The following is a 25,303-nucleotide window of genomic DNA, read 5'->3' on the forward strand; positions in this document are numbered from 1 at the left end:
GCTGTCGTCTCCGCCCGCCATCCCGCGCCCTTCGGGCGCCCGCCAGACCCGAGCCAGGCGTGCGGAGACGACAGCACGCTCCCTCCGCTTCAGCCGGGATCCGCTCCGCCCCCCTCCAGTGCCGCTCCCCCACTGAACTCGAGGAGCGGGTGGGGTGCCTCGTCGCGGCTCCTGGCTCGGGTCTGGCGGGAGCGCCGCAGGCGCTCGGGAGGGAGCCGTGACGAGGCACCCCGCCCGTTCCGGTCGCCGTCCCGGCGCCGCCACCGCTTGGACAGTCAGCGGGTCGGATGCGATCTGGAGGAGCGGTGTGCGACCCGGAGGTCAGGCGAAGGGGGTCGGCGTGATCCCGTAGGGCGCGAGACCCGCCGCTCCGCCATCGGCGAGCGTGGTGACCCAGATGCCATCGCGGTGGACGGCGACCGAGTGCTCCCAGTGCGCCGCCATGCTGCCGTCGACGGTGGCGACCGTCCACTCGTCGTCGTGCACGAGGGTCTCGGCACTGCCCGCCGTGACCATCGGTTCGATGGCGACGACGAGACCGGGCTTCACCTCGGGGCCGCGCTGACGCACGCGGTAGTTGAAGACGGGCGGGGCCTCGTGCATCGTACGGCCGATCCCGTGGCCGATGTAGTCGGTGAGGATCCCGTACACGCGACCGGTCCTCTCGGCCTCGTCCTCCACGTACTCCTCGATCGCCGCGCCGACCTCGTTGAGGTGGCGGGCGGAGGCGAGGGCCGCGATCCCGCGCCAGAGCGACCCCTCGGTCACCCGCGAGAGCTCGGTGCGCGCGGCGACCTCGTCGGGGCGATCGGGGTCGTCCAGGACGATCGTCATCGCCGAGTCGCCGTTCCAGCCGTCGATCTCGGCGCCGCTGTCGATCGAGACGATGTCGCCGGCTCGAAGCACGCGCTCCCCCGGGATCCCGTGCACGACCTCGTCGTCGACCGACGCGCAGATCGTGTGCCGGTAACCCGGCACGAGCTTGAAGTTCGAGTGCCCGCCCAGGGCGACGATCGCCGCCTCAGCTGCGGCATCGAGCTCGAGAGTGGTCACTCCCGGCCGGATGATCGCACGGACGGCGTCGAGCGACGCGGCGGTGGCCAGCCCGGGGGCGAGCATCGACCGCAGCTGGTCAGGGGTCTTGTAGAGCGAGGAGCGCAGTGCCACGGCTCAGGCGGCCGAGGGGTCGTCGACCAGTCCGCCGACGCGGTGGCCCTCGAGGGCCGTCACGATGCGGTCGGTCACCTCGTCGACCGGTCCGAGACCGTCGACGACCACGACCAGCCCGCGGGCGGCGTAGACATCGATGAGCGGCGCGGTCTGCTCCTCGTACAGGGCGAGGCGGCGACGAATGACGTCCTCGGTGTCGTCGCTGCGGCCTTGCTCCGAGGAGCGCTTGAGCAGGCGACCGACGACCTCGTCGGGGTCGGCCGTGAGCTGCACCACGGCGTCGAGACGATTGCCGTCGGCGGCGAGGATGCGGTCGAGCTCGTCGACCTGCTCGGTCGTCCGCGGGTAGCCGTCGAGCAGGAAGCCGGTCGAGGCGTCCGCCTCCTGGAGACGGTCGTGCACGATCGCGTTCGTCAGCTCGTCGGGGACGTACTTGCCCGCGTCGAGGTAGGCCTTGGCCTGCAGGCCGAGCTCGGTCTCGTTCGCGACGTTCATCCGGAAGATGTCGCCGGTCGAGATGGCCGGCACCTCGAGGATCTCGCAGAGCCGGGAGGCCTGGGTTCCCTTGCCGGCTCCGGGAGGGCCGATCAGCAGGAGCCGGAAGCCCACCGGGTTCGAGATCATCGGAGGAGCCCTTCGTAGTGGCGCTGCTGGAGCTGCGAGTCGATCTGCTTCACCGTCTCGAGTCCGACTCCGACGATGATCAGGATGGACGTGCCGCCGAAGGGGAAGTTCTGGTTCGCGCCGACGAGCGCGAGGGCGACGAGCGGCACGAGGGCGATGAGACCGAGGTAGATCGAGCCGGGCAGCGTGACCCGGGTCAGGACGTAGTTCAGGTACTCGGCGGTGGGTCGTCCGGCGCGGATGCCGGGGATGAAGCCGCCGTAGCGCTTCATGTTGTCGGCGACCTCGTCGGGGTTGAAGGTGATCGCGACGTAGAAGTAGGTGAACCCGACGATCAGCAGGAAGTACAGCGCCATGTAGAGCGGGTGGTCGCCCTGCGTCAGGTAGTTCGTGATCCAGGTGACCCAGGCGGGCGCTTCCTGTCCGGCCGCGGGCTGGTTGAACTGCGCGATCAGCGCGGGCAGATAGAGCAGCGACGAGGCGAAGATGACGGGCACGACGCCCGCCATGTTCACCTTGATCGGAATGTAGGTGTTGTTGCCGCCGTAGGTGCGCCGTCCGACCATCCGCTTGGCGTACTGCACCGGGATGCGCCGCTGCGACTGCTCGACGAAGACGACCGCGACGACGAGCACCAGGCCGATCCCGAGTACCAGGAGGAAGGTCTCGAAGCCGCGCGACTGTGCGATCGACCAGAGCGAGGTGGGGAACTGGGCTGCGATCGAGGTGAAGATCAGCAGCGACATGCCGTTGCCGATGCCGCGCTCGGTGATGAGCTCGCCCATCCACATGATGATGCCGGTACCCGCCGTCATGGTGATGACCATGAGGAGGATCGAGTACCACTCGTCCGTGATGATGAGCGCCGAGCACTCGGGAACGCCGGAGTTGCCGAACAGGGCGCCGGAGCGGGCGACCGTGATCAGGGTGGTCGACTGCAGGACGCCGAGCGCGATGGTGAGGTAGCGCGTGTACTGCGTCAGCTTCGCCTGGCCGGACTGACCCTCCTTGTAGAGGGTCTCGAAGTGCGGGATCACCACACGCAGAAGCTGCACGATGATCGACGCCGTGATGTAGGGCATGATCCCGAGCGCGAAGATCGACAGCTGGAGCAGGGCTCCACCGCTGAAGAGGTTCACGAGCTCGTAGAGACCGGAGGTGCCCTGGTTGCCGGCGAGACAGGCCTGGACGGCCTCGAAGTCGACGAACGGAGCAGGGATGAAGGATCCCAGCCGGAAGATCGCCACGATCGCGAGAGTGAAGCCGATCTTGCGGCGGAGGTCGGGGGTGCGGAAGATCCGCGCAACGGCGCCAAACACTACCTAAGGTCTCCTGCTCAGTTCTTGGTGCGGGATACAGGTCGAGCTTGCCACGCGCTCCCCCGGAGGAAATGACCCGGGGGGAGTCGCAGTGGCAAGCTCGACCGACAAGCTGCTGGTGCTACTTGATGGATCCGCCCGCAGCGACGATCTTCTGCTCAGCGGAGCTGGAGACCTTGTCGACCGCGACGTTCAGCTTAACCGCAATGTCGCCGTCGCCGAGGACCTTCACCTTTTCGTTCTTGCGAACGGCACCCTTGGCGACGAGGTCACCGATGGTGACGTCACCGCCCTGGGGGTACAGCTCCGCGAGAGCGGCGAGGTTGACGACCTGGTACTCGACGCGGAACGGGTTCTTGAACCCGCGCAGCTTCGGGGTGCGCATGTGCAGCGGCATCTGCCCACCCTCGAAGCCGACGCGCACCTGGTAGCGGGCCTTGGTGCCCTTGGTGCCGCGACCGGCGGTCTTGCCCTTGGAGCCCTCACCGCGGCCGACTCGGGTCTTCGCCTTCTTCGCGCCGACGGCGGGACGGAGGTGGTGGACCTTGAGCACCTGCTCGCGGGTGGCGGGCGCCTCGGAGGCACCCTTCTTCGTGGAGGCCTGCGCGGGAGTCGTGGACTCCGCGACGGCCTGGTTCTTGTCAGCCATTAGTCAATCTCCTCGACCTTCACCAGGTGGGCGACGGTCTTCACGTATCCGCGGTTCTGAGAGTTGTCCTCGCGGACGACGCTCTGACCGATCTTCCTGAGGCCGAGCGAGCGCAGCGTGTCGCGCTGGTACTGCTTCTCGCTGACCTTCGACTTGACCTGGGTCACCTTGAGCTGGGCCATCAGGAACCTGCCTTCGCGCTGGACGCGGCGGCGAGTGCATCGGCCTCGGCACGAACCAGGCGCGGCGGGGCGACCTGGTCGAAGTCGAGACCACGACGAGCGGCGACGGCGCGCGGCTCCTCGAGCTGCTGCAGAGCAGTCACGGTCGCGTGGACGATGTTGATGGTGTTCGACGAGCCGAGCGACTTGCTCAGGACGTCGTGGATGCCGGCGCACTCGAGCACGGCGCGGACGGGACCGCCGGCGATGACACCGGTACCCGACGACGCGGGGCGCAGGAGGACGACACCGGCAGCGGCCTCACCCTGGACGGGGTGCGGGATGGTCGAGCCGACGCGGGGAACGCGGAAGAAGTTCTTCTTCGCCTCCTCGACGCCCTTCGAGATCGCGGTCGGGACCTCGCGGGCCTTGCCGTAGCCGACGCCCACCAGTCCGTTGCCGTCGCCGACGACGACGAGAGCGGTGAAGCTGAAGCGACGACCACCCTTGACGACCTTCGACACGCGGTTGATGGTGACGACGCGCTCGAGGAACTGGCTCTTCTCGGAGTCGCGCCCTCCACGGTCACGGCCGCCCTGGTTGCGGTCACGGCCGCCGCGGCGAGGCTCGCGAGCCTCCTGCTGCGGCTGCGTGGACGCAGCGGTCTCGACGGGGGCCTCCGACACAGCGGCGACCTCGGGTTCCTTGTTCTCTGCCGCGCTCACAGGTTGAGCCCTGCCTCTCGTGCTCCATCGGCGATCGCGGCGACGCGACCGGCGTACTTGTTGCCTCCGCGGTCGAAGACGACCGCCTCGACACCGGCGTTCTTGGCGCGCTCGGCGACGAGCTCGCCGACCTTGCGGGCCTTGGCGGTCTTGTCACCGTCGAACACGCGGAGGTCGGCCTCGAGGGTCGACGCGGACGCGAGGGTACGACCCTGCGCGTCGTCGACGACCTGCACGAAGACGTGGCGGGCCGAGCGGTTGACGACGAGGCGGGGGCGCTCGGCGGATCCGACGACCTTCTTGCGCAGGCGGTCGTGACGACGACCGCGCGCAGCGGACTTGCTCTTTCCTCTGGTTCCGAGTCCCATGATCACTTACCGCTCTTTCCGGCCTTGCGGCGAACGACCTCGCCGGCGTAGCGCACGCCCTTGCCCTTGTAGGGCTCGGGCTTGCGGATCTTACGAATGTTGGCGGCCACTTCACCGACGGCCTGCTTCGAGATGCCGTGCACGGTGAGCTTGTTGTTGCCCTCCACCGTGAACGAGATGCCCGCGGGCGCGGTGACGACGACCGGGTGCGAGAAGCCGAGCGCGAACTCGATGTCCGAGCCCTTGGCCAGCACGCGGTAACCGGTGCCGACGACCTCGAGGCCCTTGGAGTAGCCCTGCGTGACACCGATGATGTCGTTCGCGATGAGGGTGCGGGTCAGGCCGTGGAGCGAGCGCGACTCGCGCTCGTCGTCGGGACGCGAGACGAGCACCTGGGTGCCCTCGACGGACACCTGGATGGGGCTGGCGATCGAGACGGTCAGTTCACCCTTGGGGCCCTTGACGGTCACGACGGATCCGGCGACGGAGACGTCGACGCCCGCCGGGATCTCGATGGGGAGTCTTCCAATACGCGACATGAGGGATTACCACACGTAGGCGAGGACTTCCCCACCCACGCCCTTCTTCTCGGCCTGGCGGTCGGTCAGCAGACCGCTCGACGTGGACAGGATCGCGACGCCGAGTCCGCCGAGGACGGTGGGGATCTCGGAGGACTTCGCGTAGACGCGGAGACCCGGCTTCGAGACCCGCTTGATGCCGGCGATCGAGCGCTCGCGGTTCGGGCCGTACTTGAGGGAGATGGAGAGCGTCGTGCCGACGCGCGCCTCCTCGACCTTCCAGTCGGCGATGTAGCCCTCGCGCTTGAGGATCTCGGCGATGTGCGCCTTGAGCTTCGAGCCGGGGAGGGCGATGGAGTCGTGGTGCGCGGAGTTCGCGTTACGGATTCTGGTCAGCAGATCTGCGACCGGATCAGTCATGGTCATGGCTGATGGTGCCTTTCTCGCCTGGTTTCGGCACCCTTTACAAGAGTGACGACCTGTGGTGTGGGACGGCGCCGACGACGTCGACGCCCATGTGGCCGCGCGTGCGCAGGCCAACGAACCATGGTACATGGCAGAGGGTCTGCGGTCGAGGACCGATTCTCCGCCGGTCAGGCACGACGTGCCCTGCCCGGCGGGAACAGAACAGCCGGGGAGCGGTTCTCACCACTCCCCGGCTCAGGGTTCTTGCTACGCGTTGTCCGCCGACTTGAACGGGAACCCGAGCTGCTTGAGCAGCGCGCGACCCTCGTCGTCGGTCTTCGCGGTGGTCACGACGGTCACGTCGAAGCCGCGGACGCGGTCGATGCGGTCCTGGTCGATCTCGTGGAAGATCGACTGCTCCGTGATGCCGAAGGTGTAGTTGCCGTTGCCGTCGAACTGGCGGTCCGACAGTCCGCGGAAGTCGCGGATGCGGGGCAGCGCCACCGAGAGCAGGCGGTCGAGGAACTCCCACGCGCGGTCACCGCGGAGGGTGACGTGCGCGCCGATGGCCTGACCCTCGCGCAGCTTGAACTGCGCGATGGACTTGCGGGCCTTGGTGACCTGCGGCTTCTGGCCGGTGATGGCCGTGAGGTCCTTGATAGCGCCGTCGATGATCTTGCCGTCGCGGGCAGCCTCTCCGACTCCGGTGTTCACGACGACCTTGACCAGTCCGGGGACCTGGTGGACGTTCGTGAAGCCGAACTGCTCCTTGAGCGTGCTGATGATCTCGGCCTGGTACTTGGCCTTGAGCCGCGGCTGAACCTTCGCAGCCACTGCGGTGGTGTCAGTCATTACAGTTCCTCACCCGACGCCTTCGCGTAGCGCACGCGAACGGTCTTGGTCACGCCGTCCTTGGTGACGGCCACGTTGCGGTGGCCGACCCGGGTCGGCTTCTTGGTCTTCGGGTCGACGACCGCGACGTTCGAGATGTGGAGGGGGGCCTCGATGGTCTCGATTCCGCCCTCCTTCGAGCCGCGCTGCGACTGGCCGACGCGGTTGTGCTTCTTGACGAAGTTCACACCCTCGACGACGACACGGTTGCGCTCGACCAGGACCTCGAGGACCTTGCCCTGCTTGCCGCGGTCTCCGCCGCGGGCCTGGGTAGCGCCCGAGATGACCTGGACGAGGTCACCCTTCTTGATCTTGGCCATGACTAGATAACCTCCGGTGCCAGCGAGACGATCTTCATGAACTTCTTGTCACGGAGCTCGCGACCGACCGGTCCGAAGATGCGGGTGCCGCGGGGGTCCCCGTCGTTCTTCAGGATCACGGCGGCGTTCTCGTCGAACTTGATGTACGAGCCGTCGGGACGACGGGTCTGCTTGATGGTGCGGACGATGACCGCCTTGACGACGTCGCCCTTCTTGACGTTGCCGCCGGGGATCGCGTCCTTGACGGTCGCGACGATGATGTCGCCGAGGCCGGCGTAGCGGCGGCCGGAGCCGCCGAGGACGCGGATGGTGAGGAGCATCTTGGCGCCGGTGTTGTCGGCGACCTTGACTCGGGATTCTTGCTGAAGCATGTGTCTCTCCTGCTAACTCAAGTAGGCCGCGGCCTACTTGGCCTTCTCGAGGATCTCGACCAGGCGCCAGCGCTTCGTGGCGCTGAGGGGACGGGTCTCGCTGATGACGACCGAGTCGCCGATACCGGCGGAGTTGAGCTCGTCGTGGACCTTGACCTTGGACGTACGGCGGATGACCTTGCCGTACAGCGGGTGCTTCACCCGGTCCTCGACCTCGACGACGATGGTCTTGTCCATCTTGTCGCTGGTCACGTAGCCGCGGCGCGTCTTGCGGTAGCCGCGAGCGCCCTCCTGCTTGACGTCGTGGGCGGCCGACTCGTGGCCGGCGCTGTCATTGACGGTTGCCATTACTTGGCCTCCTCGTTCGACTCGGTCGCCTCGACCTCGGCCTTGGCGGCCTTCTTGGTCTTCGGCTTCTTCTCCGCCTTGGCCGGAGCCTCGACGGGTGCGGGGGTGGCGCGGATGCCCAGCTCGCGCTCACGGATGACCGTGTAGATGCGGGCGATGTCGCGCTTGACGGCACGCAGGCGGCCGTTGGTGTCCAGCTGGCCGGTGGCCGACTGGAAGCGGAGGTTGAACAGCTCCTCCTTGGCCTTCTTCAGCTCCGTGACGAGACGCTCGTCCTCGAAGGTGTCGAGCTCGGTGGGGACGAGCTCCTTGGATCCGATCGCCATTACGCGTCTCCCTCCTCGCGCTTGATGATGCGTGCCTTCAGGGGCAGCTTGTGGATGGCACGAGTCATAGCTTCGCGAGCGAGCTTCTCCTCGACGCCGGCGACCTCGAAGAGGACACGGCCCGGCTTGACGTTGGCGACCCACCACTCCGGCGAGCCCTTACCGGAACCCATGCGGGTCTCGGCGGGCTTCTTGGTCAGCGGGCGGTCGGGGTAGATGTTGATCCACACCTTTCCACCGCGCTTGATGTGACGCGTCATCGCGATACGAGCGGACTCGATCTGACGGTTGGTCACGTAGGCGGGGGTGAGGGCCTGGATGCCGAACTCACCGAACGACACCTTGGTGCCACCGGTGGCCTGGCCCGAGCGGCCCGGGTGGTGCTGCTTGCGGTGCTTGACTCGACGGGGAATCAACATGGTTATGCCTCAACTCCTGCTGCGACGGGCGCCTCGCTCTGCTGGCGGGGGGCGCGACGCGGTCGGTCGCTGCGCTCGGGGCGCGACGACTTGCTGTTCGCCTGCTCGCGGGCGAGCTCCTTGTTGGTGATGTCGCCCTTGTAGATCCAGACCTTCACGCCGATGCGGCCGAAGGTGGTCTTCGCCTCGTAGAAGCCGTAGTCGATGTTCGCGCGCAGGGTGTGCAGCGGCACGCGACCCTCGCGGTAGAACTCCGAGCGGCTCATCTCGGCGCCGCCGAGGCGGCCGGAGACCTGGATGCGGACGCCCTTGGCGCCGGCGCGCTGAGCACCCTGCAGACCCTTGCGCATCGCGCGGCGGAAGGCCACGCGGGCGGAGAGCTGCTCGGCGATGCCCTGGGCGACCAGCTGAGCCTCGGCCTCGGGGTTCTTGACCTCGAGGATGTTCAGCTGGATCTGCTTGGCGGTGAGCTTCTCGAGGTCGGCGCGGATGCGCTCGGCCTCGGCGCCACGGCGACCGATCACGATGCCCGGACGGGCGGTGTGGATGTCGACGCGGACGCGGTCACGGGTGCGCTCGATCTCGATGCGGGCGACGCCGGCCCGGTCGAGCTGCGTGGCGAGGAGACGGCGGATCTTGACGTCCTCAGCGAGGAAGTCGCTGTACCGCTGGCCCTTCTTGGTGCTGTCGGAGAACCAGCGCGACACGTGGTCGGTGGTGATTCCCAGACGGAAACCGTAGGGGTTTACTTTCTGACCCATTACTTGGTCCCCTCCTCAGGAGTGGCCAGCACGACGGTGATGTGGCTGGTGCGCTTGTTGATGCGGAAGGCACGACCCTGGGCACGGGGCTGGAATCGCTTGAGGGTGGTTCCCTCATCGACGAAGGCGCGGGACACGAACAGGTCCTGGTCGTCGAGGTACTCGTTCGAGGCATCGGCCTTGACGCGAGCGTTGGCCATCGCCGAGGCGACGAGCTTGTAGACGGGCTCGGAAGCTCCCTGCTCGGCGAACTTCAGGATGGCCAGGGCCTCCTGAGCCTGCTTGCCGCGGATCAGGTTCACGACACGGCGAGCCTTCTGGGGGGTGACGCGGATGTGTCGCACGCGTGCGATCGACTCCACCATTTCTCTCCTCCTTCTCGTCGCCGCGTCAGCGGCGACGGCCCTTCTTGTCGTCCTTCTCGTGACCGCGGAAGGTCCGAGTGGGGGCGAACTCGCCGAGCTTGTGGCCGACCATGGTCTCGGTCACGAACACGGGGATGTGCTTGCGTCCGTCGTGGACCGCGATGGTGTGGCCCAGCATCGCCGGGATGATCATCGAGCGGCGCGACCAGGTCTTGATGACGTTCTTGTTGCCGGCTTCGTTAGCGGTGAACACCTTGCGGAGCAGGTGGTCATCGACGAAGGGGCCCTTCTTGAGACTGCGAGGCATCTTCTACAACTCCTACTTGCGCTTCTTACCGGCGGTGCGGCGGCGAACGATGAGCTTGTCGCTCTCCTTGTTGGGGCGACGGGTGCGTCCCTCGGACTGTCCCCAGGGGCTGACCGGGTGGCGACCACCGGAGGTCTTGCCCTCTCCACCACCGTGCGGGTGGTCGACCGGGTTCATCGCGACACCGCGGACGGTCGGGCGGACGCCCTTCCAGCGCATGCGGCCGGCCTTGCCCCAGTTGATGTTCGACTGCTCGGCGTTGCCGACCTCGCCGATGGTGGCGCGGCAGCGCGCGTCGACGTTGCGGATCTCGCCCGACGGCAGGCGGAGCTGCGCGTAGGGGCCGTCCTTGGCGACGAGGCGGACCGAGGTCCCGGCCGAGCGGGCGAGCTTCGCGCCGCCGCCGGGCTTGATCTCGATCGCGTGGATGACCGTACCGGTCGGGATGTTGCGCAGCGGCAGGTTGTTGCCGGGCTTGATGTCGGCGCCCGATCCGGACTCGACGATGTCGCCCTGCGAGAGCTTGTTCGGAGCCAGGATGTAGCGCTTGGTGCCGTCCACGAAGTGGAGCAGCGCGATGCGCGCGGTGCGGTTGGGGTCGTACTCGATGTGAGCGACCTTGGCGTTGACGCCGTCCTTGTCGTTGCGACGGAAGTCGATCAGGCGGTACTGGCGCTTGTGGCCACCACCGATGTGACGCGTCGTGATGCGGCCGGAGTTGTTGCGGCCACCGGTCTTGGACAGCGGGCGAAGGAGCGACTTCTCGGGCGTCGATCGGGTGATCTCGGCGAAGTCGGCGACGCTGGAGCCGCGGCGACCAGGGGTCGTGGGCTTGTACTTGCGAATAGCCATTGTCTGTTTTCCTCTACGCTTCTTCGGCTCAGCCGACGTTCGTGAAGATGTCGATGGAGCCGGACTTCAGCGTGACGATCGCGCGCTTGGTGTCCTTGCGCTTGCCGGTGCCGATCTTGGTGCGGCGGGTCTTGCCCTGACGGTTCAGGGTGTTGATCGACGCGACCTCGACTCCGAAGATCTTCTCGATGGCGAGCTTGATCTCGGTCTTGTTCGAGCGCGGGTCGACGACGAAGGTGTACTTGCCCTCGTCGATCAGGCTGTAGGACTTCTCCGAGACCACCGGGGAGATGATGACGTCGCGGGGGTCCTTGTTGAACGCGGCGGACTGGCTCATGCGTTCACCTCTTCCTTCTTGGACTTGAGGGCGACGAACGCCTCGATCGCACCCTTCGAGAAGACGATGTCGTCCGAGACGAGCACGTCGTAGGCGTTGAGCTGGTCGACCGGCAGGATGTGCACGAACGGCACGTTGCGGAGGGAGAGCTCGGCGATGAAGTCGTCGCGCTCGAGGACCACGAGGACGTTGCGCGACACCGAGAGGGCGTCGAGCAGGACGAGGACGTCCTTGGTCTTCGGGGTGTCGCCGAGGGCGAGCGACTCGACCACGTGGAGGCGGGCTCCACGAGCGCGGTCCGAGAGAGCGCCGAGCAGAGCCGCGGCGATCATCTTCTTCGGGGTGCGCTGCGCGTAGTTGCGCGGGGTCGGTCCGTGGACGATGCCACCACCGGTCATGTGCGGGGCGCGGATCGAGCCCTGACGAGCGCGACCGGTTCCCTTCTGCTTGAACGGCTTGCGGCCGGCACCCGAGACCTCGCCACGGTTCTTCGTGGAGTGGGTCCCCTGACGCGCGGCGGCGAGCTGGGCCACGACGACCTGGTGGATCAGCGGGACGTTGGTCTCGACGTCGAAGAGCTCGGCGGGGAGCTCGAAAGAGCCCGACTTCTGGCCCTGGACGTCGAAGATGTCGATAGAGGTAGCCATGGAACTACGCTCCCTTCACGGCGTTGCGAACGAACACGAGGCGACCGCGGGCACCGGGGACGGCGCCCTTGACGAGCAGCAGACCCTTCTCGGCGTCGACGGAGTGCACCTTGAGGTTGAGCACGGTGACGCGCTCGCCACCCATGCGGCCCGCCATGCGCATGCCCTTGAAGACACGGCTGGGGGTCGAGGAGGCGCCGATGGAGCCCGGCTTGCGGTGGTTGCGGTGCGAACCGTGCGAGGACGAGACGCCCTTGAAGTTGTGACGCTTCATCACACCGGCGAAGCCCTTGCCCTTGCTGGTGCCGACGACGTCGACCTTGGTGCCGGCTTCGAAGACGGCGTCCACGGTCAGCTCCTGGCCGGCCGAGTAGTCGGCGGCGTCGGAGGTGCGGACCTCGGTGAGGTGGCGGCGGGGGGTGACACCCGCGGCGTCGAAGTGACCGGCGGAGGGCTTGTTCACCTTGCGCGGGTCGATGGCGCCGGCGGCGATCTGGACGGCGGTGTAGCCGTCCTTCTCCTCCGTGCGGACCTGGGTCACGACGTTGGGGCTGATCTCGATGACGGTGACGGGGACGAGCTTGTTGTTCTCGTCCCAGACCTGGGTCATGCCGAGCTTGGTGCCCAGGAGGCCCTTGCTGGTCTTCAGCGTGGGGGAAACAGTGACAGACATGGTGGCACTCCTCCTTAGAGCTTGATCTCGATGTTGACGTCGGCGGGGAGGTCGAGACGCATGAGCGAGTCGACGGCCTTCGGCGTCGGGTCGATGATGTCGATGAGGCGCTTGTGGGTACGCATCTCGAAGTGCTCGCGGCTGTCCTTGTACTTGTGAGGCGAACGGATCACGCAGACCACGTTCTTCTCGGTCGGAAGCGGCACGGGGCCGACGACCGTTGCTCCGGCACGGGTGACCGTGTCGACGATCTTGCGCGCCGACGTGTCGATGACCTCGTGGTCGTACGACTTCAGTCGGATGCGGATCTTCTGTCCCGCCATGTGTGATCTCTCACTCTCTTGTTATTGCGTCGTACGCGACGGGCCTGTCGGCCTCGCCTCGCATTGGACGCGCTCGCGAAGGAACTCCGGCGAACCGGGGAAGTGCACCAGTGTTCTTCTGTCAAAAGCACCGCACTCGGGGCGCTGCGGCGACGTGCAGAACGCACGACGCACGGAGAGCCCGTTGAGTTGTCGGTTGTTTCGTTCTGCTACCCGCCGCCTCGACGACGCATCCGCGGGGCCGCCCTCTCGGGTCGAGCCGCTGCGGCGCCGTCTCGGCACTGCCTGGCAGTGTCCCACCCACTGCAGCACGCTGCCGGGCGGAAAATTTGAACTAGGAGAGTCTCCCACAGAAGAGCCGTCCGTGCAACCCGGGCGTGTCGCCCTCAGGGCTCCTCCCCCAGGGCGCGATTCCGCGGGTTTCGGCGATGCTCCGCGACGGTCGGCGCCTACTCGAAGAGCAGCGCGCGGAGGGTGGTCTCGGCGGAGTTCGGGCGCGACGGGTCGATCGTCTCCCCCGCCCGGTAGTGGTCGAGGACGCGCGGGTCGACGTAGCTCGCGCGCGCGACGGTCGGGGTGTTGCCGAGGACGGAGGAGGCGTCCCGCATGGCCTGCGCGATCGCCGCATTGCGCGAGCGCTGGGTGGCCTGGGGGCCGGTCTTCGCGAGGCTGAGGGCGGCGGCCACCGTGCCGTGCAGGGTACGGAAGTCCTTCGCCGTGAAGTCGTCGCCCGCGCGCTCCCGGACGTAGTCGTTGATCTCCGGTGCCGAGACCGGTCGCCACTGGCGACCGTCCTTCCAGGCGAGCAGGCGCGCGTGGGGGCCGCGCCGCTTCATCAGACGGATCACGCGAGCGAGGTCCTTGTCGAGGATCTCGCTCGTCCACGCCTGGTGGCTCTTGCCCGGGAACGCGAGCGCCACCCGGTCGCCGTGCGTGGTCGCGTGCGCGCAGAGCAGCGTCGAGAGCCCGATGCTGCCGTGCTCCTTGGCGTAGCGCTCGCTGCCGACGCGGAGGGACCCGGTGTCGAGCATCCGGAACGCCGTCGCGAGTGCACGCTCGCGGGTCGCGCCCTGGCCACGCAGATCGATCGTGACGCCGCGACGGGCCGAGGGCAGCGACTCCGCGAGGCGCAGCGCCCGGTCGAACTTGATCCGGTCCTTCTGCTCGCGCCAGGTCGGGTGGTAGATGTACTGCCGCCGGCCCGCGGCGTCGACGCCCATGGCCTGGATGTGCCCGTTCGGGTACGGCGCGATCCAGACGTCCTTCCAGGCCGGGGGTATCCCGAGGCCGTCGAACCGGGCGCGCAGCTCCTGGTCGGTGACGGTGACGCCACGGGGGTCGCGGTAGCTGAAGCCGGAGCCCGCGCGGACCCGCGTGTAGCCGCGGCCGCTCGAATCGGTCCTGCGGAGTCGTCGTTCGCGTGCGTCAGCCATCGTTCCGACGCTAGGGCGGGGCCGTCGCGCCCGGCACGGGCTTGACGAACCGCCCCGCGTCGGTCGCTACTCGTTGCCCAGGCGCTTCTCGGCCTGGCGCTTGAGATCCTCGATGCGCTCGTCGTACTTGCCGCCCGTCAACCGGCTCGCGATCTCACCCGACTTCTCGAGCACCTGATCCGAGACCCCCTCGGCCTTCTCGCTGCGCAGCACCTCCTGCGCCTTCCGGCTGTTCAGCAGATCGCCCGCCTGACGTCCGAGCTTCCCGAGATCCACCATGACTCCTCCTTGATCGGCGCGCTCGGCTCGAGCGCGCCCCAGTGTCGCGGCTCCGGCTGGACGAACCATGCGGGGCGATCCTCAGCCGACGAGATCGAGGACGCGCTGCGCCGCCTCCGCCAGCGCTCGCCCGTACGCGGGACCGTGCCCGGCGGCGTGCACGGCGAGCGGGTGCAGCTGGTGCAGCGCCACCCGGTCCCCCGCGCCGTCACGGAGGGGATGCACCTCGCCGTACCCGCGGAGGATCTCGTCCAGGTGGGGAGCCCCGAAGAGTGCCAGCATCGCCAGATCGGTCTCGCGGTGCCCGCCGTGCGCCGCCGGATCGATCAGAACCGCGCCCTCCGCGGACCAGAGCACGTTGCCGGTCCAGAGGTCGCCGTGCAGGCGCGCGGGCGGCTCGTCGTCGTCGAGCACACCCGACGCGATCGGGTCCAGAGCCCGCTCGACGAGTCGCGCGTCATCGGATCGGAGATTGCCCGCGGCGACAGCGGTCTCGAGGAACGGCCGCACCCGCTGCTCGGCGTAGAAGCGGCCCCAGGAGTCCTCCGGCCGGCAGGGCATCGACCGGCGGCCGATGTAGGCGGGGCCGTCCCAGCCCTCCGGCGGTGAGCCGAATGCCCGCGCGCCTTCCACATGGGTCCGGGCCAGTGCGCGGCCGAACCCGCGGGCGGCCTCGGTCGACGGGCAGACCTGCGGCACGTCCTCCAGCACGATCCTCCCGACACCCACCTCGACGACGCTCACACACCGCGCGCCACCACTCGGCTCTGCGGCGCGCAGCCAGTCGAGCCCCGCGGCCTCCCACTCGAAGAAGCGGGGCTGCCCCGATGGATCGCTCTTCGTGAAGGTCATGACCACGACGTTAGGGCCTGTCGGACAGGAGATCGCCGTCGCGAGCACGGTCTGGTCGTGCGGGCTGCAAGGAGGGGATCGAAGGCCACTGCGGGGCAGTGGTCGAGATCACCGACGCCGCAGACCGTGCGCTCAGACCGAGCGGAGCACGCGGGATCGTGTTCGACACGCCCTGGGCCGGGAACGCCGAAAGGGGCCGTCCGCACGAAGCGGACGACCCCTCTCGGAGATCAGCAGGAGACCTACTTGACGATCTTGGTGACCGTTCCGGCGCCCACGGTGCGTCCACCCTCACGGATGGCGAAGCCGAGGCCCTCCTCCATGGCGATCGGCTGGATCAGCGCGACCGTCATGTCGGTGGTGTCGCCGGGCATGACCATCTCGGTGCCCTCGGGCAGCGTGATGACGCCGGTGACGTCGGTGGTGCGGAAGTAGAACTGCGGGCGGTAGTTCGCGTAGAACGGGTTGTGACGCCCACCCTCATCCTTGGACAGGATGTACGCGGTGCCCTCGAAGTCGGTGTGCGGCGTGACCGAACCCGGCTTGACGACGACCTGGCCGCGCTCGACGTCCTCGCGCTTGGTGCCGCGGAGGAGCAGACCGCAGTTCTCGCCGGCCCAGGCCTCGTCGAGCTGCTTGTGGAACATCTCGATTCCGGTGACCGTGGTCTTCTGCGTCGGGCGGATGCCGACGATCTCGACCTCGGAGTTCAGAGCGAGGGTTCCGCGCTCCGCACGGCCGGTGACGACGGTTCCACGACCGGTGATCGTGAAGACGTCCTCGATCGGCATGAGGAACGGCTTGTCCTTGTCGCGGATCGGGTCCGGGATGGACTCGTCGACGGCGTCCATGAGGTCGAGGATGGACTGGGTCCACGCCTCGTCGCCCTCGAGGGCCTTGAGGCCCGAGACGCGGACGACGGGAGCGTTGTCTCCGTCGAAGCCCTGCGAAGCGAGCAGCTCGCGGACCTCGAGCTCGACGAGCTCCAGGATCTCCTCGTCGTCGACCATGTCGGCCTTGTTCAGGGCGACGAGCAGGTAGGGGACGCCGACCTGCTTGGCGAGGAGGACGTGCTCACGGGTCTGAGCCATCGGGCCGTCGGTGGCGGCGACCACGAGGATCGCGCCGTCCATCTGAGCCGCGCCGGTGATCATGTTCTTGATGTAGTCGGCGTGACCCGGGGCGTCGACGTGCGCGTAGTGGCGCTTCGGCGTCTCGTACTCGACGTGCGAGATGTTGATCGTGATGCCGCGCTGGCGCTCCTCGGGAGCGGAGTCGATCGACGCGAAGTCGCGCTGAACGTTGGTCGCGGACGGGAACTTGTCAGCGAGAACCTTGGAGATCGCCGCGGTCAGCGTGGTCTTTCCGTGGTCGACGTGACCGATGGTTCCGATGTTGACGTGCGGCTTGGTCCGCTCGAACTTGGCCTTAGCCACTGTGGGTCCTCCTCAGGACTTAGGTGCAAGCATCCGCATCCGACGCCGCACGGGGCGGCACGAGGACAGAGGGCTTGCGGGGGTTTTGTGTACTTATGTTACCGGCAGTGGTCGTGAGGGTTTCGACGCGAGTACCGCAGCAAACCCGCACGACACTACCAGGCCCCCGCCGTCCACGCGGACGGCGGGGGTGGGAGGGCTGGGTTACTCGCCCTTGTTCTTCTGGATGATCTCCTCGGCGACGGCCTTGGGGACCTCGGAGTAGGACTCGAAGGTCATCGAGTAGACCGCGCGGCCCGAGGTCTTCGAGCGCAGGTCGCCGATGTAGCCGAACATCTCGGACAGCGGCACGTTGGCGCGGATGACCTTGATGCCGGTGGCGTCCTCCATCGACTGGATCATCCCGCGACGCGAGTTGAGGTCGCCGATGACGTCGCCCATGTACTCCTCGGGAGTGCGGACCTCGACGGCCATGAGCGGCTCGAGGAGGACGGGCTGCGCCTTGCGCGACGCCTCCTTGAACGCGATCGAGCCGGCGATCTTGAACGCCATCTCGGACGAGTCGACGTCGTGCGCCGCACCGTCGGTCAGGGTCGCCTTGACGCCCACCATGGGGTAGCCGGCGAGCGTGCCCACCTGCATGGCGTCGCGGATGCCCGCGTCGACCGACGGGATGTACTCGCGGGGAACGCGTCCACCCGAGACGCCGTTGACGAACTCGTAGGTCTTGTCGGCCTCGACCTCCATCGGCTCGATGGTGATCTGGACCTTCGCGAACTGGCCGGAGCCACCCGTCTGCTTCTTGTGGGTGTAGTCGTACTTCTCGACCGCGCGACGGATGGTCTCGCGGTACGCCACCTGCGGCTTGCCGACGTTCGCCTCGACGTTGAACTCGCGCTTCATGCGGTCCACCAGGATGTCGAGGTGCAGCTCGCCCATTCCCTTGATGACCGTCTGACCGGTCTCCTGGTTCTGCTCGGTGCGGAAGGTGGGGTCCTCCTCCGCGAGCTTCTGGATCGCGGTGCCCAGCTTCTCCTGGTCGGCCTTGGTCTTGGGCTCGATGGCGACCTCGATGACGGGCTCGGGGAACGTCATGGACTCGAGCACCACCTGCGCGTTGGGGTCGCTCAGGGTGTCACCGGTGGTGGTGTCCTTGAGGCCGATGACCGCGTAGATGTGACCGGCGGTGACCGAGTCGACCGGGTTCTCCTTGTTGGAGTGCATCTGGAAGATCTTGCCGATGCGCTCCTTCTTGCCCTTGGTCGAGTTGATGACCTGAGCGCCGGAGTCGAGCTTGCCCGAGTAGACGCGCACGTAGGTCAGGCGACCGAAGAACGGGTGCACGGCGACCTTGAACGCGAGCGCCGAGAAGGGCTCGGTCGAGTCGGCGTGGCGCATGATGACCTTCTCCTCGTCGCGGACGTCGTGAGCCTCGATGGCCGGGACGTCGAGCGGGGAGGGGAGGTAGTCGACGACCGCGTCGAGCATCGGCTGGACACCGCGGTTCTTGAACGCGGAGCCGCAGAGCACGGGGTAGATGTCCGAGTTGACGGTCAGCTTGCGGATCGCCGCCTTGATCTCGGCGACGGTCAGCTCCTCACCGCCGAAGTACTTCTCGAGCAGCTCGTCGGACGTCTCGGCGACGGTCTCGAGCAGCTTGTGGCGGTACTCGGCGGCCTTCTCGGCGAGGTCGGCGGGGATCTCCTCGATCTCGTACTTCGCGCCCAGCGCGACGTCTCCCTTGGAGTCGCCGCGCCACGTGAGCGCGCGCATCTCGACCAGGTCGACGACGCCCTCGAAGTTGGACTCGGCACCGATCGGCAGCTGGATGACCAGCGGCTTCGCACCGAGGCGCTTGATGATCGTGTCGACCGTGTAGTAGAAGTCGGCGCCGAGCTTGTCCATCTTGTTGACGAAGCAGATGCGCGGGACGTCGTACTTGTCGGCCTGACGCCAGACGGTCTCGGACTGGGGCTCGACGCCCTCCTTGCCGTCGAAGACGGCGACCGCGCCGTCGAGCACGCGCAGCGAGCGCTCGACCTCGACCGTGAAGTCGACGTGACCCGGGGTGTCGATGATGTTGATCTGGTTCTTGTTCCAGAAGCAGGTCGTCGCGGCCGACGTGATCGTGATGCCGCGCTCCTGCTCCTGCGCCATCCAGTCCATCGTGGCGGCGCCGTCGTGGACCTCACCGATCTTGTGCGTGATACCCGTGTAGAACAGGATGCGCTCGGTGGTGGTGGTCTTGCCGGCATCGATGTGGGCCATGATGCCGATGTTGCGGACCTTGTTCAGGTCGGTGAGCACATCTTGTGCCACGGAGTTCCTCCGATAGGTGATGGAGCCAGCGCAACGGGTTCATGGCCGATCGGCTGGGTCTGGTGGTGGCGGTCGCCCGACCGCGTGGATCGGGCGATCCGCCGCCGGGCCCCGGCCGGCAGCGCGAGGACTGCCGGCCGGGGGTTCGCGGTCGCTCGGGAGCGGCCGCGGGGTGCGCTACCAGCGGTAGTGCGCGAAGGCCTTGTTCGACTCGGCCATCTTGTGGGTGTCCTCGCGACGCTTGACAGCGGCGCCGAGTCCGTTCGACGCGTCGAGGATCTCGTTCATGAGACGCTCGGTCATCGTCTTCTCGCGACGGGCCTTCGCGTAGCTGGTGAGCCAGCGGAGCGCGAGGGTGTTGGCGCGGTGGGGCTTGACCTCGACCGGGACCTGGTAGGTCGAGCCGCCGACGCGGCGGCTGCGGACCTCGAGGGTCGGACGGACGTTGTCGAGCGCCTTCTTGAGGGTCACGACCGCGTCCTGGCCGTTCTTCGTGGACACGCCTTCGAGCGCGCCGTAGACGATGCGCTCGGCGAGACCCTTCTTGCCGTCCAGGAGGATCTTGTTGACGAGCTGGCTGACGACCGGAGCGCCGTAGACGGGGTCTGCGACGACGGGGCGCTTGGGAGCTGGGCCCTTACGAGGCATTACTTCTTCTCCATCTTCGCGCCGTACCGGCTGCGAGCCTGCTTGCGGTTCTTGACGGCCTGGGTGTCCAGGGCGCCGCGAACGATCTTGTAGCGGACACCGGGGAGGTCCTTCACGCGACCGCCGCGCACGAGCACCATCGAGTGCTCCTGCAGGTTGTGGCCCTCGCCGGGGATGTAGGCGGTGACCTCGGTGCCGTTGGAGAGCTTCACGCGAGCCACCTTGCGGAGGGCCGAGTTGGGCTTCTTGGGCGTGGTCGTGTAGACGCGCGTGCACACGCCGCGCTGCTGGGGGTTGGCCTTCAGGGCGGGCGCCTTGGTCTTGGTGACCTTGGGCGAGCGTCCCTTGCGGACCAACTGCTGAATCGTTGGCACTGATTTGCTCCTTGAATGCTGCACGGTGACAGCGGATCGATGGTCGACATTCGGCCTGTCCGTCGCCGGACGCGGCCGAGTTCGTCTGGACCCGACGCACCCCGCACGCCGACGAGCGACGCGCTGGGGAGGAGGACGGGTATGCCGTGGGGGCCGCCCGATCGGACGAACCCTCGGACCCTCTCGGACCCGGTGGAGCGAGGCGCGGCGCGAGCGAGGACCCGGAGGCACGACGCAAGCGCGCGCCAAAGCGCACACCTCGGCAATATTACGGGGAGTGACGGGGCCGGTCAACCGAGGCGGGTCCGCGCACAGGGACGAGTGGAGCGGGAGCCGCGCGGCGACTGCACCGAGCACGCCTCACTCGCGCTCGTCGCCCTCCCAGCCCCAGTGCGGCGAGGAGCCGCCGGCGTCGCGCCGGGCGAGCATCAGGAGAAACAGCGCCACGACGGCGGCCGCCAGCACGCCGGTGGCGAGCGCGAACACCGTGCCCGCGTGGTCGAGGACGTAGCCGAGGATCCCGGCCGGATCGCCGACGCCGAGTCCGTAGAGCGCGCCTCCGGTCAGCAGGAACAGCACGTAGACGGCGATCCCCGCCAGGAGCGACGGCCCGAGCACGCGGGTCACCCTCGCACGGGCGGCGAGAGTGATCATGACGAGGAGGACGGCCAGCACGCACACCGCGACCGAGACCGGGCCGAGCAGGGGCCCGGCATCGCGCTCGGGCACGACGTCCTCGTCGAGCATGAGGCTGAGGACTCCGAAAGCGCAGACCACCAGGGCGAGGTAGAGGAAGGCGGCGAACGCCGCCAGCGCGATCCCGTAGCCGAGCCCGGAGGCCCGCCCCTGCTCCCCCGGCGCGCCCGCGGCGGTCACGACTTCGCGGCCGCCTCGCGCTCGGCGTTGCGGCGCTTGACGCCACGGGCGCGACCGGCGATCAGGGCTCCGCCCCAGACGCTCACCTCGCGGGCGAGCACCGCGGCCGCGAGCACGGAGGCGAGCACGGCCGGGTCGCGGAGGAACTCGATCAGCTGCGTGCGGTCGGACGGGACGGCGGCGCCTCCGACGGGGAGCCAGGCGCCCACCAGCGCGGCGGCACCGGCGAGGAGGGCGACGAAGAAGCCGCCGAGCACATACGCCCACCAGCCCGCACGATTGACGGCGAGCACGATCAGGGCGAGCCCCAGGAAGAAGGCCGCGACCGGGGCGAGGAAGACCGCCGTCGGGCCCTGGTCGAGAGCGATCGCGAGCGGGTCTCCGGCGACCTCGTCGAGGAGGATCCGGATCGCGGTGAGAGCGATCAACAGCAGCGCGGCGAAGACGGCGGTCGCCAGGAGGGCGATGGCGAGGCCGGCGAGGCGGTTCCCCTTCCGGCGCACGGGCTCCGGGTCGGGCTCGACCGATCCGATCGCCGTGGGAGCCGCGGCCGGCACCACCCTGGTCTCGGCGGTGGAAGGCGATCCACCGGGCTGCGGCTCGGGCCAGACGTACTCGCGGGTCGGCTGGGGTCCGGTGCCACCCGTCGGCTCGGCGGGCATCCGCGTGGTCTCGGCTTCGCTGTTCCAGGTCACTTCGTCAGCATAAGCACGCCTCCGCAGCAGTCCGGGTGCGGCGCGCGGCTCCCGCAGAAGGGGGCCACGCAGAAGAGCCCCGAGCCGGACGTCACTCCAGCGGGTGCAGGAGGCGGCGGAGGAACTGCTGGGTGCGAGCCTCGCGCGGCTCCCGGAGGATCTGCGCCGGCGCGCCCCGCTCGACCACCACGCCGTCGGCCATGAAGACGACCTCGGAAGCGACCTGCCGGGCGAACTCGAGCTCGTGCGTGACGACGAGCATCGTCCAGCCCTCCCCGGCCAGCTCGCGCATCAGCGACAGCACGTCACCGACGAGCTCGGGATCGAGGGCCGACGTGGGCTCGTCGAACAGCAGGAGATCGGGCCGGAGCGCGAGGGCGCGGACGATGCCGACGCGCTGCTGCTGACCCCCGGAGAGCTCGAACGGGTAGGCGCCGCCGCGACCGCCGAGACCCACGCGCGCGAGCAGCGCCTCCGCCTCCGGGACGACCTCTGCCGCCGTGCGGCGCTGCACGCGGAGCGGGCCCTCGGTGACGTTCTCGAGCACGGTGAGGTGCGGGAAGAGGTTGAAGTGCTGGAACACCATCGCGGAGCGGTCGCGCAGGGTCGTCAGAGCACGCTTGCCGACGCCGGCCGAGAAGTCGAGCGTCGTCCCGTCGGCCAGCGACACGACTCCGCCGTCGGGGATCTCGAGGCTGTTGAGCGAGCGCAGGACGGTCGTCTTGCCAGACCCGGACGGGCCGACCAGGGCGATGACCTCACCGCGCCGGATCTCGAGATCGATGCCTCGGAGCACCTCCACGCCCGAGAACGACTTGCGCAGACCCGTGGCGGACAGGACCGGGCGGGCGGTCGGGGCGTCGGTCTCCCGGGCGTCAGTGGGCGACATAGCGGTCCAATCGCTTCTCGAGGAGGCTCTGCCCGCTGGAGAGGACCAGGCAGATCAGCCAGTAGATCAGGGCGGCCTCGAGGTAGAGGAGCATGAACTCGCTCGAGGCGGTGGCGATCTTCTGCGCCTGGCGGAACAGCTCGGTCACGAGGATCAGCGATGCGAGCGAGGTGTCCTTGACCAGCGAGATGAAGGTGTTCGACAGCGGCGGCACCGAGACGCGGGCGGCCTGCGGGAGGATGATGCGCCGCAACGCCAGGGAGCGGCTCATGCCGATGGTGTGCGCCGCCTCCCACTGACCCTTCGGGACGCTCAGGATCGCTGCGCGGATCACCTCCGCCGCGTAGCCGCCGACATTGAGGGCGAAGGCGATGATCGCGCTCGGCCACGGGTCGATCTTGATGCCCAGGCTGGGGAGGCCGTAGAAGATCACGAAGAGCTGCACCAGGAGCGGGGTGCCGCGGATCACCGAGATGTAGATCCGGGCGATCCAGGCCAGCACGCGCACGCGCGACAGCCGCATCAGAGCGACGGCGAGCGCCAGCGCGAGACCGAGTACGAAGCTCGAGAGCGCCAGCGGGATCGTGCCGACGATCCCCCCGGAGAGGATCGGCCAGAACGACCGGAGGAGAAGATCGGTGTCCATCTCGTCTTTCCCGCCGGGGCGGGAAAGACCGCGGTCGGCTGTCGTGAATGGTCGCGATGAGCAGAGCGGGTCACGCCCGCGTCCCTCGACATGCTGACACGCATGTCGAGGAATCGCTCAGGTCTTGCGCGAGGGCGCTCCGAGGGTCGCATTTCCCCCGGTGGGGCTACTGGGAGACGTCGGCGCCGAAGTAGCGCTCCGAGATCGAGGCCAGGGTGCCGTCGGCGCGGAGCTCGTCGAGAGCGTCGTCGACCGCGGCGACCAGGTCGTCGGAGCCCTTCGGGAAGGTGAAGGCGCTCGAGGACGAGTCGTCGGTCGTCACCGCGACCTTGAGGCCGGCGGCCTGGTCGGGGTAGGTCGTCGACCAGTCGAGCCAGGTGAGGCGGTCGTTGATGGTCGCGTCCACGCGACCCTGCTCGACGAGCGCGACGGCCTGGGCCCAGCCCTCGACTCCCTCGACAGTGGCGCCGCTGTCCTGGGCGAGCGTGTACCAGTTGCTCGAGAGCGACTGCGCGGTGGTCTTGCCCGACAGCGAGTCGAGCGAGGTGATGGAGGTGTCGGCGGCGGGGACGACCACGACGCCGGGGCTCACGGCGTACGGCTCGGAGAAGTCGTACTTGGCGCTGCGCTCGTCGTTGATCGAGACCTGGTTCGCGATGACATCGAAGCGGTCGCCGTCCAGGCCCGCGAACATCGCGTCCCACTGGGTCTCCTCGAACTCCGGCTCGACGCCGAGCTTCTCGGCCACCGCGGTGATCACATCGACGTCGTAGCCGGTGAGATCGCCCGTTCCGCCGTCGGCGTGGTAGGAGAAGGGCTGGTAGGTGCCCTCGGTGCCGATGGTGAGCTTCCCCGACTCCGTGACTTCGGCCAGCGTCAGCCCGGAGTTCGCCGCGGTGCTCGCGGCGTCGCTCGAACCCGACACGACGTCGTCGGTGGAGGCGGGCGCGCAGCCGGCGAGGACCAGCGCGGCGGCGGCCGCCGTCGTGCCCAACAGCAGGCGCAGGGAGGTGCGGGCGGGGAGGTACGTCACGGTGTCTTTCCTTCGGTGCATCACGGAGCAGGGAGGGCGCCGGGGGCGGCGCCGCAGGTCGTCCGGGCGCGTCCACGGCTGCGCCGCGAGATCGGCCCGCCGTGACGACAACCAGAACGGGGGTGGCCGCTATTCCCGGATGTCGCCGCGTGACGCCGGGAAGTCCGCGAGGAAGTCCTCCGCGCCGCCCACCTCGTCGGAGGTGAGGCCGGCCGCCGCGTCGGGACGGACGAGGTGGAACGGCGTCTCCTGCTCGCGCGCCCACGCGTAGGCGTCCTCGCGCAGGTTGTCGTCGATCCAGACGACTGCGTCGATCTCCGTCCGCTCGCGGGCCGCTTCGAGCCAGGCCGCGACCGGCTGCAGTTTGCCCGTCTGGCCGGGGAAGCGCGGATCGCGCGGCAGTCCCCCGCTGAAGACGATCGCCTCCGTCTCCTCCGGGAGTCCGAGGTCGCGCGCGAGGACGGAGGTGAGCTTGGGCGGCCAGGTCGTCGCCCAGACGATGGTCCCGACGGCGGCGAGGCGCAGCACGAGGGCTTCGCGCTCGGGATCGAGCCCGAGCCGATGACCGCCGCTCTGGCGATCGCTCGTGACGGTCGGATTCAGGACGCCGTCGACGTCGAGGAGGATGAGCGCGGCCATGCCTGCCACCGTAGCGGCGGCTCCCGGGCTCTGCGAGGCGGGAGCAGCGCGGCGGACGCTAGCGTGGCGGGATGCCGCCCTCCGCCCGCCTGCCCGACGGACGGCTCGTGTCGCTCGAGGCCGACACCCTCCGACCGGGTGTGCTCGTGCTCGCGATCGACGGCGCGGAGCAGTCGCTGATCGATCCGCGGACTCCGGACTCCCTCGATCTCGAGTACATGGCGAGGCTCGGCGGCGTCGTCGACGCGATCGCACCGGCCGGCGTCCCCGTCCGCCTCCTGCACCTGGGCGCGGGGGCGCTCTCG

Annotated in this window: 36 protein-coding genes; all 36 read right to left on the minus strand. The window is 68.4% G+C overall.

The annotated features are described in order from the left end of the window. Positions 1–321 precede the first annotated feature (321 nt). Positions 322–1,167 carry a type I methionyl aminopeptidase gene (gene map, locus ASG06_RS00965; RefSeq protein WP_082498845.1) on the minus strand — a complete coding sequence of 282 codons (846 nt, stop codon included), beginning with the start codon at positions 1,165–1,167 and terminating at the stop codon, positions 322–324. A 3-nt stretch (positions 1,168–1,170) separates the two neighbouring features. After that, positions 1,171–1,794 carry an adenylate kinase gene (locus tag ASG06_RS00970; protein WP_056037285.1) on the minus strand — a complete coding sequence of 208 codons (624 nt, stop codon included), beginning with the start codon at positions 1,792–1,794 and terminating at the stop codon, positions 1,171–1,173. Next, positions 1,791–3,113: a preprotein translocase subunit SecY gene (gene secY, locus ASG06_RS00975; protein ID WP_056037289.1), complete on the minus strand. Its 1,323-nt coding sequence runs from the start codon at positions 3,111–3,113 to the stop codon at positions 1,791–1,793. Before secY ends, ASG06_RS00970 begins: the two co-directional genes overlap by 4 nt. Before the next feature lie 121 nt (positions 3,114–3,234). Then, positions 3,235–3,762: a 50S ribosomal protein L15 gene (gene rplO / locus ASG06_RS00980; RefSeq protein WP_082498846.1), complete on the minus strand. Its 528-nt coding sequence runs from the start codon at positions 3,760–3,762 to the stop codon at positions 3,235–3,237. Continuing rightward, a complete protein-coding gene (gene rpmD / locus ASG06_RS00985; protein WP_197409337.1) occupies positions 3,762–3,944 on the minus strand; it encodes a 50S ribosomal protein L30 in 183 nt (60 codons plus the stop codon). Before rpmD ends, rplO begins: the two co-directional genes overlap by 1 nt. After that, positions 3,944–4,648: a 30S ribosomal protein S5 gene (rpsE, locus tag ASG06_RS00990; RefSeq protein ID WP_056037292.1), complete on the minus strand. Its 705-nt coding sequence runs from the start codon at positions 4,646–4,648 to the stop codon at positions 3,944–3,946. Before rpsE ends, rpmD begins: the two co-directional genes overlap by 1 nt. Continuing rightward, complete coding sequence (rplR, locus tag ASG06_RS00995) at positions 4,645–5,016, minus strand: 50S ribosomal protein L18 (protein WP_056037296.1); 372 nt, start codon at positions 5,014–5,016, stop codon at positions 4,645–4,647. The genes rpsE and rplR overlap by 4 nt, the downstream gene beginning before the upstream one ends. A gap of 2 nt (positions 5,017–5,018) precedes the next feature. Beyond that, positions 5,019–5,555, minus strand: coding sequence for a 50S ribosomal protein L6 (rplF, locus tag ASG06_RS01000; protein WP_056037299.1), 537 nt, complete (start codon positions 5,553–5,555; stop codon positions 5,019–5,021). A 6-nt stretch (positions 5,556–5,561) separates the two neighbouring features. After that, complete coding sequence (gene rpsH / locus ASG06_RS01005; RefSeq protein ID WP_056037305.1) at positions 5,562–5,960, minus strand: 30S ribosomal protein S8; 399 nt, start codon at positions 5,958–5,960, stop codon at positions 5,562–5,564. A 246-nt stretch (positions 5,961–6,206) separates the two neighbouring features. Then, entirely contained in the window at positions 6,207–6,791 is a 585-nt protein-coding gene (rplE, locus tag ASG06_RS01010) for a 50S ribosomal protein L5 (protein WP_056037308.1), read from the minus strand. Continuing rightward, positions 6,791–7,150 (minus strand): 50S ribosomal protein L24, encoded by a 360-nt coding sequence (rplX, locus tag ASG06_RS01015; RefSeq protein ID WP_056037311.1) that lies wholly within the window; start codon positions 7,148–7,150, stop codon positions 6,791–6,793. The genes rplE and rplX overlap by 1 nt, the downstream gene beginning before the upstream one ends. Before the next feature lie 2 nt (positions 7,151–7,152). After that, complete coding sequence (gene rplN / locus ASG06_RS01020; RefSeq protein ID WP_056037314.1) at positions 7,153–7,521, minus strand: 50S ribosomal protein L14; 369 nt, start codon at positions 7,519–7,521, stop codon at positions 7,153–7,155. A gap of 33 nt (positions 7,522–7,554) precedes the next feature. Beyond that, positions 7,555–7,869, minus strand: a complete 315-nt coding sequence (rpsQ, locus tag ASG06_RS01025; protein ID WP_056037319.1) for a 30S ribosomal protein S17 — start codon at positions 7,867–7,869, stop codon at positions 7,555–7,557. After that, complete coding sequence (gene rpmC / locus ASG06_RS01030; protein WP_056037322.1) at positions 7,869–8,195, minus strand: 50S ribosomal protein L29; 327 nt, start codon at positions 8,193–8,195, stop codon at positions 7,869–7,871. Before rpmC ends, rpsQ begins: the two co-directional genes overlap by 1 nt. Beyond that, positions 8,195–8,614, minus strand: a complete 420-nt coding sequence (rplP, locus tag ASG06_RS01035; protein ID WP_056037324.1) for a 50S ribosomal protein L16 — start codon at positions 8,612–8,614, stop codon at positions 8,195–8,197. Before rplP ends, rpmC begins: the two co-directional genes overlap by 1 nt. A gap of 2 nt (positions 8,615–8,616) precedes the next feature. Continuing rightward, the gene (gene rpsC, locus ASG06_RS01040; RefSeq protein WP_056037327.1) at positions 8,617–9,375 is read right to left on the minus strand and encodes a 30S ribosomal protein S3; all 759 of its coding nucleotides are present in this window, start codon (positions 9,373–9,375) and stop codon (positions 8,617–8,619) included. Further along, positions 9,375–9,740 carry a 50S ribosomal protein L22 gene (gene rplV, locus ASG06_RS01045; protein ID WP_082498847.1) on the minus strand — a complete coding sequence of 122 codons (366 nt, stop codon included), beginning with the start codon at positions 9,738–9,740 and terminating at the stop codon, positions 9,375–9,377. Before rplV ends, rpsC begins: the two co-directional genes overlap by 1 nt. A 25-nt stretch (positions 9,741–9,765) precedes the next feature. Next, on the minus strand, positions 9,766–10,047 hold the full coding sequence (gene rpsS / locus ASG06_RS01050; protein WP_055787078.1) for a 30S ribosomal protein S19: 282 nt from the start codon (positions 10,045–10,047) through the stop codon (positions 9,766–9,768). Positions 10,048–10,059: 12 nt separating this feature from the next. Next, complete coding sequence (rplB, locus tag ASG06_RS01055; RefSeq protein ID WP_056037330.1) at positions 10,060–10,899, minus strand: 50S ribosomal protein L2; 840 nt, start codon at positions 10,897–10,899, stop codon at positions 10,060–10,062. Between the two features lie 28 nt (positions 10,900–10,927). Beyond that, a complete protein-coding gene (gene rplW / locus ASG06_RS01060) occupies positions 10,928–11,236 on the minus strand; it encodes a 50S ribosomal protein L23 (protein ID WP_056037333.1) in 309 nt (102 codons plus the stop codon). After that, entirely contained in the window at positions 11,233–11,883 is a 651-nt protein-coding gene (gene rplD, locus ASG06_RS01065) for a 50S ribosomal protein L4 (protein ID WP_056037336.1), read from the minus strand. Before rplD ends, rplW begins: the two co-directional genes overlap by 4 nt. 4 nt (positions 11,884–11,887) lie before the next feature. After that, positions 11,888–12,556: a 50S ribosomal protein L3 gene (gene rplC / locus ASG06_RS01070; RefSeq protein ID WP_056037339.1), complete on the minus strand. Its 669-nt coding sequence runs from the start codon at positions 12,554–12,556 to the stop codon at positions 11,888–11,890. Between the two features lie 14 nt (positions 12,557–12,570). Beyond that, positions 12,571–12,879, minus strand: coding sequence for a 30S ribosomal protein S10 (rpsJ, locus tag ASG06_RS01075; RefSeq protein WP_005050520.1), 309 nt, complete (start codon positions 12,877–12,879; stop codon positions 12,571–12,573). A 449-nt stretch (positions 12,880–13,328) separates the two neighbouring features. Continuing rightward, positions 13,329–14,312, minus strand: a complete 984-nt coding sequence (locus tag ASG06_RS01080) for a DNA topoisomerase IB (RefSeq protein ID WP_056037343.1) — start codon at positions 14,310–14,312, stop codon at positions 13,329–13,331. Positions 14,313–14,378: 66 nt separating this feature from the next. After that, positions 14,379–14,591, minus strand: coding sequence for an antitoxin (locus ASG06_RS01085; RefSeq protein ID WP_056037345.1), 213 nt, complete (start codon positions 14,589–14,591; stop codon positions 14,379–14,381). Positions 14,592–14,672: 81 nt separating this feature from the next. Continuing rightward, positions 14,673–15,443: a fructosamine kinase family protein gene (locus ASG06_RS01090; protein WP_056040319.1), complete on the minus strand. Its 771-nt coding sequence runs from the start codon at positions 15,441–15,443 to the stop codon at positions 14,673–14,675. Between the two features lie 242 nt (positions 15,444–15,685). After that, complete coding sequence (tuf, locus tag ASG06_RS01095) at positions 15,686–16,879, minus strand: elongation factor Tu (RefSeq protein ID WP_056037348.1); 1,194 nt, start codon at positions 16,877–16,879, stop codon at positions 15,686–15,688. Between the two features lie 204 nt (positions 16,880–17,083). Beyond that, entirely contained in the window at positions 17,084–19,198 is a 2,115-nt protein-coding gene (gene fusA / locus ASG06_RS01100; RefSeq protein ID WP_056037351.1) for an elongation factor G, read from the minus strand. Between the two features lie 177 nt (positions 19,199–19,375). Beyond that, positions 19,376–19,846, minus strand: coding sequence for a 30S ribosomal protein S7 (gene rpsG, locus ASG06_RS01105; protein ID WP_056037355.1), 471 nt, complete (start codon positions 19,844–19,846; stop codon positions 19,376–19,378). Then, positions 19,846–20,220 carry a 30S ribosomal protein S12 gene (gene rpsL / locus ASG06_RS01110; RefSeq protein WP_055787040.1) on the minus strand — a complete coding sequence of 125 codons (375 nt, stop codon included), beginning with the start codon at positions 20,218–20,220 and terminating at the stop codon, positions 19,846–19,848. Before rpsL ends, rpsG begins: the two co-directional genes overlap by 1 nt. A 360-nt stretch (positions 20,221–20,580) precedes the next feature. Next, the gene (locus tag ASG06_RS01115) at positions 20,581–21,096 is read right to left on the minus strand and encodes a DUF6121 family protein (protein WP_056037359.1); all 516 of its coding nucleotides are present in this window, start codon (positions 21,094–21,096) and stop codon (positions 20,581–20,583) included. Then, entirely contained in the window at positions 21,093–21,791 is a 699-nt protein-coding gene (locus ASG06_RS01120) for a hypothetical protein (RefSeq protein WP_056037362.1), read from the minus strand. The genes ASG06_RS01115 and ASG06_RS01120 overlap by 4 nt, the downstream gene beginning before the upstream one ends. A gap of 91 nt (positions 21,792–21,882) precedes the next feature. Further along, positions 21,883–22,680, minus strand: a complete 798-nt coding sequence (locus ASG06_RS01125; RefSeq protein ID WP_056037365.1) for an amino acid ABC transporter ATP-binding protein — start codon at positions 22,678–22,680, stop codon at positions 21,883–21,885. After that, entirely contained in the window at positions 22,667–23,326 is a 660-nt protein-coding gene (locus ASG06_RS01130; protein ID WP_056037368.1) for an amino acid ABC transporter permease, read from the minus strand. The genes ASG06_RS01125 and ASG06_RS01130 overlap by 14 nt, the downstream gene beginning before the upstream one ends. Positions 23,327–23,492: 166 nt before the next feature. After that, a complete protein-coding gene (locus ASG06_RS01135; RefSeq protein ID WP_442965593.1) occupies positions 23,493–24,359 on the minus strand; it encodes an amino acid ABC transporter substrate-binding protein in 867 nt (288 codons plus the stop codon). A gap of 129 nt (positions 24,360–24,488) precedes the next feature. After that, entirely contained in the window at positions 24,489–24,998 is a 510-nt protein-coding gene (locus ASG06_RS01140; protein ID WP_056037371.1) for an HAD domain-containing protein, read from the minus strand. Positions 24,999–25,303 lie beyond the last annotated feature (305 nt).

The sequence above is a fragment of the Rathayibacter sp. Leaf185 genome (assembly GCF_001423885.1).
Classification (GTDB): Bacteria; Actinomycetota; Actinomycetes; order Actinomycetales; family Microbacteriaceae; genus Rathayibacter.

Coding starts and splice junctions, on each gene's coding strand:
- rpsQ (WP_056037319.1), bottom strand. CDS start 7,869: ATGGCAACCGTCAATGACAGCGCCGGCCACGAGTCGGCCGCCCACGAC.
- rpsJ (WP_005050520.1), bottom strand. CDS start 12,879: ATGGCGGGACAGAAGATCCGCATCCGACTGAAGTCGTACGACCACGAG.
- ASG06_RS01140 (WP_056037371.1), bottom strand. CDS start 24,998: ATGGCCGCGCTCATCCTCCTCGACGTCGACGGCGTCCTGAATCCGACC.
- rplD (WP_056037336.1), bottom strand. CDS start 11,883: ATGGCTACCTCTATCGACATCTTCGACGTCCAGGGCCAGAAGTCGGGC.
- ASG06_RS01080 (WP_056037343.1), bottom strand. CDS start 14,312: ATGGCTGACGCACGCGAACGACGACTCCGCAGGACCGATTCGAGCGGC.
- rpsS (WP_055787078.1), bottom strand. CDS start 10,047: ATGCCTCGCAGTCTCAAGAAGGGCCCCTTCGTCGATGACCACCTGCTC.
- rplB (WP_056037330.1), bottom strand. CDS start 10,899: ATGGCTATTCGCAAGTACAAGCCCACGACCCCTGGTCGCCGCGGCTCC.
- rpsH (WP_056037305.1), bottom strand. CDS start 5,960: ATGACCATGACTGATCCGGTCGCAGATCTGCTGACCAGAATCCGTAAC.
- rplV (WP_082498847.1), bottom strand. CDS start 9,740: ATGGTGGAGTCGATCGCACGCGTGCGACACATCCGCGTCACCCCCCAG.
- rplC (WP_056037339.1), bottom strand. CDS start 12,556: ATGTCTGTCACTGTTTCCCCCACGCTGAAGACCAGCAAGGGCCTCCTG.
- rpsG (WP_056037355.1), bottom strand. CDS start 19,846: ATGCCTCGTAAGGGCCCAGCTCCCAAGCGCCCCGTCGTCGCAGACCCC.
- rplN (WP_056037314.1), bottom strand. CDS start 7,521: ATGCTTCAGCAAGAATCCCGAGTCAAGGTCGCCGACAACACCGGCGCC.
- rplX (WP_056037311.1), bottom strand. CDS start 7,150: ATGGCCAAGATCAAGAAGGGTGACCTCGTCCAGGTCATCTCGGGCGCT.
- ASG06_RS01090 (WP_056040319.1), bottom strand. CDS start 15,443: ATGACCTTCACGAAGAGCGATCCATCGGGGCAGCCCCGCTTCTTCGAG.
- rpmD (WP_197409337.1), bottom strand. CDS start 3,944: ATGGCCCAGCTCAAGGTGACCCAGGTCAAGTCGAAGGTCAGCGAGAAG.
- rplE (WP_056037308.1), bottom strand. CDS start 6,791: ATGACTGACACCACCGCAGTGGCTGCGAAGGTTCAGCCGCGGCTCAAG.
- rplR (WP_056037296.1), bottom strand. CDS start 5,016: ATGGGACTCGGAACCAGAGGAAAGAGCAAGTCCGCTGCGCGCGGTCGT.
- rplP (WP_056037324.1), bottom strand. CDS start 8,614: ATGTTGATTCCCCGTCGAGTCAAGCACCGCAAGCAGCACCACCCGGGC.
- rplW (WP_056037333.1), bottom strand. CDS start 11,236: ATGAGCCAGTCCGCCGCGTTCAACAAGGACCCCCGCGACGTCATCATC.
- ASG06_RS00970 (WP_056037285.1), bottom strand. CDS start 1,794: ATGATCTCGAACCCGGTGGGCTTCCGGCTCCTGCTGATCGGCCCTCCC.
- rpsC (WP_056037327.1), bottom strand. CDS start 9,375: ATGGGTCAGAAAGTAAACCCCTACGGTTTCCGTCTGGGAATCACCACC.
- rpmC (WP_056037322.1), bottom strand. CDS start 8,195: ATGGCGATCGGATCCAAGGAGCTCGTCCCCACCGAGCTCGACACCTTC.
- rplF (WP_056037299.1), bottom strand. CDS start 5,555: ATGTCGCGTATTGGAAGACTCCCCATCGAGATCCCGGCGGGCGTCGAC.
- ASG06_RS01125 (WP_056037365.1), bottom strand. CDS start 22,680: ATGTCGCCCACTGACGCCCGGGAGACCGACGCCCCGACCGCCCGCCCG.
- ASG06_RS01085 (WP_056037345.1), bottom strand. CDS start 14,591: ATGGTGGATCTCGGGAAGCTCGGACGTCAGGCGGGCGATCTGCTGAAC.
- rplO (WP_082498846.1), bottom strand. CDS start 3,762: ATGGCTGACAAGAACCAGGCCGTCGCGGAGTCCACGACTCCCGCGCAG.
- ASG06_RS01130 (WP_056037368.1), bottom strand. CDS start 23,326: ATGGACACCGATCTTCTCCTCCGGTCGTTCTGGCCGATCCTCTCCGGG.